Genomic DNA, 7,301 nt, shown 5'->3' with positions numbered 1-7,301 from the left:
ATGTTTGGTTTGTCTGATCACTTACATGTTATACAACATATTCATCATTTTTTTATGTTGTCAATGCGTATGTCCTAATGTGCATAACTGACTGAGCCTACAGCAAACCATTTATCATTAAAGTCATAGGTGAAACCAACAGTGGCAACCGGTGCAAAAGCATCAGAGGCTTCAAGGTCAACTTTTGGGTTGGCTTTACTTTCTTTGCCTTCAAGTGATGCGCCGGCATTACCTTCTTTAATATTGGCAATCATGTGACCTGCTGCAATGAGATCCTTTTCAATTTGTGGATTCATTTCAAGTTCATTGAAATAGGCATACATCACACCTAGACCAACATAGGGGCGGAATTTATTCACGCCGGTTTTACCAAAGTGATATTGGATTTCAGCAGCAGGGGTCCATGCGCGAGCAGAGGCTGCAGCGCCGTGTGCACCAAGGTCGGTAATAAAGATGTCATTTTCTAGTTCTAAATTACCTAACGCACCGCCTAAAGGTTTAGCAATCGCTGAAAATGGAGCATAGATTTTCCCTGCACCTTGTAAGTCAACTTTGGGTGGAATCCCTGCTTTCATTTCTACCGAAATATGATCGGTAAAAAAGTAGTTGGCCATAATCCCGAGGGTAGTAACGTCATTTGCCTCTAAACCTGTACCCTGATTATCCCATTGCTCAAGACCTGAAATGGCTGCTTTACCGCTGATTTCTGCTGGTACTGTATCTAATGTATTTAAGGCAGCTTTGAGGAGGGGCGGGATATCGTAGCCTTCTCTAATATTATCTTTCACGGTTTGTGACTTTACATCGCCTACATTTGCTTCATAGCCTTCGTTAATTGCAGTATTGACGCGAAAAGGTTGAGCTTTACCTTGCGGCATGACATGTAAAGCACCCATAGATATGGAGAAGCGTTTGAAGCCATTTCCATCTTTTAAACTAAAATAGGGTGAATCTGCATGAGTGAGGATGGGTAAGGCAGCCATAGAAACGGCAATGCACAATACACTTTTATTCATTTTAAAGGACTCCATGTCCGTCAATTGATAATAATTTTTCTAGAGCTCATTATTCAAAATTACATCTGACTAAAATGTTATAGAAAACAAGCGTTAGCGTAATGTTCCTGTAACATTTGGGAATATTTGTTATGTCACGAAGGTTTAGATGTATATTTATGTAATTAGTTTTATAATTTTACATACGCAATAAGAATCTATGTTGTTGTTTAGGTTGGGTTTTTGTTGACTTTTTTGACGTAAATTGCTGTCAATTTGGTCAGTAAATTATTGGATAAATCTCAAGCTAAATCATGTAATGAGACGTTTTGGTCATATTCGTATGCTTTGAAATTGGCTTAATCGCTGTGATCGTAAATGAAGAATATGCAGTATTTTTAAGCCGATTTTTATGAAATGAATCTAGTGATTTACACCCTAGGTCATTTTTTTTGTACAATAGCGACAGATTTAATTGAGTTCTTCCAATGAGTACGCAAAATCCTCCCAAGAAACAGGCTTTAGTGAATTTACCTTTTCCAATCAAAAAAGCAGATGAAAACTTGTCTGAAGAAGTTTTTGAAGACATGCGCCCAAAACCGCAGCGTTATGCAGACCGCACTTGGATGCCTCCACGCGGTACACGTCGTTCGATGGGTAAGCGCTAAAGGCTTAAATAAAAAACCATGGCTTTGACCATGGTTTTTTATTGTAAAAAATGTATTTATTAATTGCGTATCTCTGACTACGTTCTTCTATCTTTATTTAGGTAATGAATTTTTTTCTGGCGATACATTTCCAAATCAGCGCGCTTTAGCATATCTTCCATACGTTCATTCAGTTCATTCGTAGCATAGCCAATCGAAATACTAATAGGTTGATTAGAATAAAATTGATTATCGACCAATAACAACTCATTTAGACTTTGCAAGCAATTTTGTAAGGCTGCTTCATCTGCACCTGGTAATAAAATGACAAATTCATCTCCACCAATGCGCGAGGCTGAATAGGGAGTATGCTGAATAAGCTGGTTCAGAATGTTGCCCATACGTCTGAGTATACTGTCGCCAGCATCATGGCCTATGCTGTCATTAAGTTCTTTTAGCCCATTTAAATCGATAAAAATACAGGAAACAGGGCGTAATTTATTCCGTTCGAGACGATTGAGCTCTGTGATATAAAATGAACGGTTATAGAGTTTGGTTAGTACATCGTGCTTACCTAAATATTCAAGATAATTTTCAGCCTTTTTACGTGCGGTAATATCGGTAAGAGCGACTTGTACGGTACTCCAGTCATCTAGATAATCCGGAAACACGGTAAATTGCAGCAACACATGGCGAATACTGCCATCAAGTGCATAATTTACTGCTTCACGTTGATGATGTAGATTGCCATTCCAGAGTTCAATGAGTTGTTCTTTAAAGGTTTGCAGCATTTCTTTGGCAAACACTTTATGCAGATTTTTGAGTAAAACTTCTTTGTTCGGAGCACCGAATAAATCAAGTGTGGCCTGATTTACATCAACGATCATAATTTCTTTAATACGCTCTTGCACAAAATCTGGATGTACATCCAGAAACGTGGAAAAGTTATCTATATCTAAAGCCCGGAGCTGATCTAATTTTAATTTGATCTGGCTAAAATCCTCTACCCACAGCGAGGTCGGAGAGTAATGAAAACGAGCTTCTGCCAGATGACGGCTTTGTTCTTGTAGACGGCAAGCTTCAGTATAGGAAGAGATATCTTCGGTCGTAATTAAGACTACGGACAAATCTTGCTCATGTTGTGGCAGTACAATGCCTTTTAGCTGAATATCTAAACGTTTGCCTGTGAGGGTGTAATTCACAGCAGAATGGGAAAAATGAGTTTCGCCATTCCATAAGGCAATCAGTTCTCTAATATGGGTTTGGCTCATATCTGCTGTAAAGACCAAATCAAGATTTTGATATAAATGTTCAAAATCATTGGCTTGATAAAGCTCTAGCGTTTTAGTATTGACTCGTAATAATTTAATTTTTCTTGCACATTGCAGGATACGCGATTCATCTTGTTGCAGAAAAGTGGCAAGGTCTTGCACACCTTGTTGACGCCAGAGATCAAATTGCTTTTTGACTTCACTGTAATCCTCAAGCCACATGGCAATGGGAGATAGCTCAAAAAAAGGAGAGTCTAGCATGTCTATTTTATGTGCTCGTCATTCTTTATGATAATTTCAGCAAGTAGTATAAGACGAAAAAAATGATATTAAAATAATGTGATAGATAAAATAATCTATATTTTAAATGTGAGATATGTCGCGAAAATAACAAATAGGACTGATTAAAAAAGCCAATTCAGAAATTAGCTTTTTTAATTGGCTGTTGTGAGGTGAAAAGATCCATCATCGGTTGGCTTTACGTGCCTTATTTTCTGGCTTAGGAGCCGCTATTTCCCGTTCACCTTTCCATACTTCTGCAAAATCTTGTTCATTAATATTATAAAGTTCCAGTAACGCGAGAATCGCGCCACCAAAAAGCATAGGGCCTTCAGAGTTGGTTTGGAACTCAAAAAGTTTGCCATTTAAGGTATGTAAAATATCTTCAATTTCAAAGATACGATCACGTCCATTACTGTCGGTTGGGTACATTTGGGTGTTGATCACAATTTTTGCCAAACTTTTTTCATTTTCAGAAAGTGCAAGTACATCGACCAATTGATCTGTCGATGGCGCAAAAATCACAGAATCTCGATAGATCGTATGTAAGAGTTTTGAGGTGAGTTTAGGTAGTGCTTTTTCTACAAATGGACGAAACGAAATCGGGAAAATCACATTATTGGAAATGCCCTTAAACATCGGTGCAATTTCCTCAACTTTATAGCCTGCCACTCCGCAGCCAATCGAGGTGATGAAGTATTTGGTTTTTGGATGATTTTTGGTGTAAATCTTAAAATCATCAACATAATGCTGAATCTGAGACAGTGGCATTTGTTGTAAATGTTCATTCATGGTTGGAATGGCAAAACTTTGACCAGCCCAACCACGACCAATACCATTCATTGCACCAAAATGCTCAAGTGCTGTTCGTGCAGCACCTCCTGCGTGTTGACCTGCCATATTGCTGCCAAAAACAAATACTGTGTCTTCAGCTAAATTTTTAATGATCGTTTCATCATGGTATTGGTAAGTCATACTGTTTTTATCTCAGCTATTCTTAGATTCATGTTGCAGCCGAAAGTGTCATTGGTCAAGTATCAAAATACTTTAAAGTTGTATGGAAATAAGCGGGAAATTTAATGTTGTACTCATGGTGGACTTATTCGAGGGATATCATTCATTTTTGTGGGTAAATGGAGAATATTCACGAAATATTGATCACGGTACATTTTCATTTTGTGTGCATAGACTTTGTATAAATTTAACGTTGTTTTGCTAAGCTTTGCCCTCATAATAAGTCTGTGATGAATTGTTGAAGAAGAGTGTGATGCAGGAACAGCCTTTTGAACTGGTAACACAATATCAACCCGCAGGGGATCAACCTCAAGCCATCGAAAAACTGGTGCATGGGATTGAAAAAGGGATGCATGATCAGTTGTTACTGGGGGTAACGGGGTCAGGTAAAACCTATACCATGGCAAATGTCATTGCACGCACGCAACGCCCAACCATTATTATGGCGCACAATAAAACTTTGGCTGCACAGCTTTACGGCGAGTTTAAAGCATTTTTTCCACACAATGCGGTGGAATATTTCGTCAGTTATTATGACTATTATCAGCCGGAAGCCTATGTGCCATCTTCTGATACTTTCATTGAAAAAGATTCCTCAATTAACGACCATATTGACCAGATGCGGCTTTCCGCGACACGTGCACTGTTAGAGCGTCGGGATTCAATTATCGTTGCGTCGGTTTCGGCCATTTATGGTTTGGGTGATCCGAATGCCTACATGAGTATGTTGTTACATATTGTTGAAGGTGACCGCATTAGCCGTGATGACATTATTCGTCGTTTAGTGGAAATGCAATATACCCGTAATGAACTCGAATTTTTACGTGGTACTTACCGTATTCGGGGCGAGATTATCGATATTTTCCCTGCGGAATCGGATCAAAATGCCATTCGTATTGAATTGTTTGATGACGAAGTCGATTCCGTTCGCTGGTTTGACCCATTAACCGGGAAATTGGTTCGTAAAGTTCCACGTGTCACGATTTATCCGAAAAGCCACTATGTGACACCGAAAGATAACCTCTATCGTGCCATCGACACCATCCGTGAAGAATTGACAGAACGACTTGGGTTTTTCCGTGCCAATGATAAATTGCTTGAAGCACAGCGGATCGAACAACGTACCCGTTATGACTTAGAAATGATGCAGCAGCTCGGTTATACCAACGGGATTGAAAACTACTCACGGCATTTATCTGGTCGTCCAGCCGGTGAAGCACCTCCAACTTTGTTCGACTATATTCCTGATGATGCTTTATTAATTATTGATGAGTCGCATGTGACTGTGCCGCAGATTGGTGCGATGTATAAAGGTGACCGTTCGCGTAAAGAAAACTTGGTGAATTATGGTTTCCGTTTACCAAGTGCTTTGGATAACCGTCCAATGAAATTTGAGGAGTGGGAGCGCATTGTTCCATCGACCATTTATGTCAGTGCAACGCCTGCACATTATGAAATGGAAAAATCCGAACAAGTGGTTGAACAGGTGGTACGTCCAACCGGCTTAGTCGACCCAGAGATTGAAATTCGTCCGGTGTTGACGCAAGTGGATGATGTACTTTCGGAAATTAATAACCGTAAAGAGTTGAATGAACGTGTATTGGTCACAACTTTGACCAAACGTATGGCTGAAGACTTAACCTCGTATTTGAAAGAATATGGCGTGAAAGTGGCGTATCTGCATTCAGATATTGATACGGTAGAACGAACCAAGATTATTCATGAATTACGTTCGGGCGTATACGATGCGATTGTCGGAATTAACTTATTGCGTGAAGGCTTGGATATGCCAGAAGTGTCTTTGGTGGCAATTTTAGACGCTGATAAAGAGGGCTTCTTACGTTCTGAACGTTCATTGATTCAGACCATTGGTCGTGCAGCGCGTAACTTAAACGGTAAAGCGATTTTATATGCCGATCGTATGACCGATTCGATGCAAAAAGCCATTGATGAAACGGATCGCCGTCGTAATTTACAAATTGCCTTTAACCAAGAGCATGGTATTACTCCACGCAGTGCAGTGCGTCAAAATGTCAAAGATATCGATACAGGTGAAGTGCTAAATGATGATGAGATTGATGAGAAAATCTCAGAACAAGCCAAAGCCTTAAGTGCCGATGAACGTCATTTAATGTCAGATCCAAAGCTTTTGGCAAAACACATGAAAAAGCTGGAAAAAGAAATGTTGAAAGCCTCGAAAGAGCTTCAGTTTGAACAAGCAGCACGCTTACGGGATGAAATTTTGCGTTTAAAAGCCCAAATGATTCAGTAATCTTGTTCTACAAAAAAGCTATTCTTGCTCTGGATTACACTACATAATTCAGACAAGAAAATGAGTCTAAATTTAAATTATACGCTAGAGTAAAATCACAAGATCCTAAGTATTTACTGAGATTTATATTCAGTTTGCATCGAAATGAGGAGTCAAAATGACAACAAAAAATATTCCGAAGGCAGGTTTTAAACTGGCAAAGATTGCCGTGGGTGCCGCCGTATTAATTGGTTTAGGCGCTGTCACGATGGCTTATGCGCAGGCCAAACCGCTGCAAACTGTCGATAAAGTAGAGCTCGATCGTTATTTGGGAGTGTGGTACGAAATTGCACGTAAGCCCATGGTTTTTCAAAAAATCTGTGATCGTGACGTTAGCGCGGTATATACCTTAAATGAAAATGGCAATATCACGGTCAATAATCGCTGTGTTGGGGCAGATGGAAGTAAACAGCAATCCATTGGTGAAGCCTTTGTGCAAAATGCCCCGTTTAACTCGAAACTGAAAGTCAGCTTTTTACCCGAAGCCATTCGTTGGTTACCTGTGGGACGGGGTGATTATTGGGTACTCAAAGTGGATGAAGACTATCAAACCGTTTTGGTTGGAGAGCCACGTCGTAAATATATGTGGGTACTTTCACGTTCGACCCATCCTGATCTAGACGTTGTTGAGGAATATCTAAGTTATGCCAAATCTGTGGGTTATGATTTATCGGATATTATTCATACTCAGCAAACAGTGAAATAAATTAGGACTTACGCACTATCCTTTTTGTAATTTCTGTGGAAGAAGATGATTCTTGTCTAAAATAAACGCATGAATAAA

General features: G+C 39.5%; 5 protein-coding genes and 1 pseudogene. 3 read left to right on the top strand and 3 right to left on the bottom strand.

The window, feature by feature from the left end; genetic code table 11:
* Nucleotides 1-77: 77 nt before the first annotated feature.
* Nucleotides 78-1,016 (bottom strand): annotated as a pseudogene (locus ACN6OV_RS02250) (OmpW family outer membrane protein); the annotation flags it as partial.
* Between the two features lie 467 nt (nucleotides 1,017-1,483).
* Between ACN6OV_RS02250 and ACN6OV_RS02245 the strand changes: the two are divergent.
* Nucleotides 1,484-1,663 carry a hypothetical protein gene (locus tag ACN6OV_RS02245; RefSeq protein WP_427949288.1) on the top strand — a complete coding sequence of 60 codons (180 nt, stop codon included), beginning with the start codon at nucleotides 1,484-1,486 and terminating at the stop codon, nucleotides 1,661-1,663.
* A 77-nt stretch (nucleotides 1,664-1,740) separates the two neighbouring features.
* Here ACN6OV_RS02245 and ACN6OV_RS02240 read toward each other — a convergent pair whose 3' ends face one another.
* Both ACN6OV_RS02240 and ACN6OV_RS02235 read right to left on the bottom strand, forming a co-directional pair.
* Entirely contained in the window at nucleotides 1,741-3,180 is a 1,440-nt protein-coding gene (locus ACN6OV_RS02240; RefSeq protein WP_427949290.1) for a diguanylate cyclase domain-containing protein, read from the bottom strand.
* 198 nt (nucleotides 3,181-3,378) lie between these two features.
* Nucleotides 3,379-4,167, bottom strand: coding sequence for an A1S_2505 family phage non-structural protein (locus ACN6OV_RS02235; RefSeq protein ID WP_427949286.1), 789 nt, complete (start codon nucleotides 4,165-4,167; stop codon nucleotides 3,379-3,381).
* A 289-nt stretch (nucleotides 4,168-4,456) separates the two neighbouring features.
* Here ACN6OV_RS02235 and uvrB point away from each other — a divergent pair, with 289 nt between their 5' ends.
* Nucleotides 4,457-6,478, top strand: coding sequence for an excinuclease ABC subunit UvrB (gene uvrB, locus ACN6OV_RS02230; RefSeq protein WP_427949284.1), 2,022 nt, complete (start codon nucleotides 4,457-4,459; stop codon nucleotides 6,476-6,478).
* Between the two features lie 157 nt (nucleotides 6,479-6,635).
* Nucleotides 6,636-7,223, top strand: coding sequence for a lipocalin family protein (locus ACN6OV_RS02225; RefSeq protein WP_427949282.1), 588 nt, complete (start codon nucleotides 6,636-6,638; stop codon nucleotides 7,221-7,223).
* Nucleotides 7,224-7,301: the final 78 nt, after the last annotated feature.

Source organism: Acinetobacter sp., from assembly GCF_050285345.1.
Classification (GTDB): domain Bacteria; phylum Pseudomonadota; class Gammaproteobacteria; order Pseudomonadales; family Moraxellaceae; genus Acinetobacter.
This window is presented reverse-complemented; position numbering and strand designations above follow the sequence as displayed.

Excerpts from the sequence above, each read along its gene's own strand:
- ACN6OV_RS02235 (WP_427949286.1), bottom strand. The coding sequence starts at position 4,167 with ATGACTTACCAATACCATGATGAAACGATCATTAAAAATTTAGCTGAA.
- ACN6OV_RS02245 (WP_427949288.1), top strand. The coding sequence starts at position 1,484 with ATGAGTACGCAAAATCCTCCCAAGAAACAGGCTTTAGTGAATTTACCT.
- ACN6OV_RS02225 (WP_427949282.1), top strand. The coding sequence starts at position 6,636 with ATGACAACAAAAAATATTCCGAAGGCAGGTTTTAAACTGGCAAAGATT.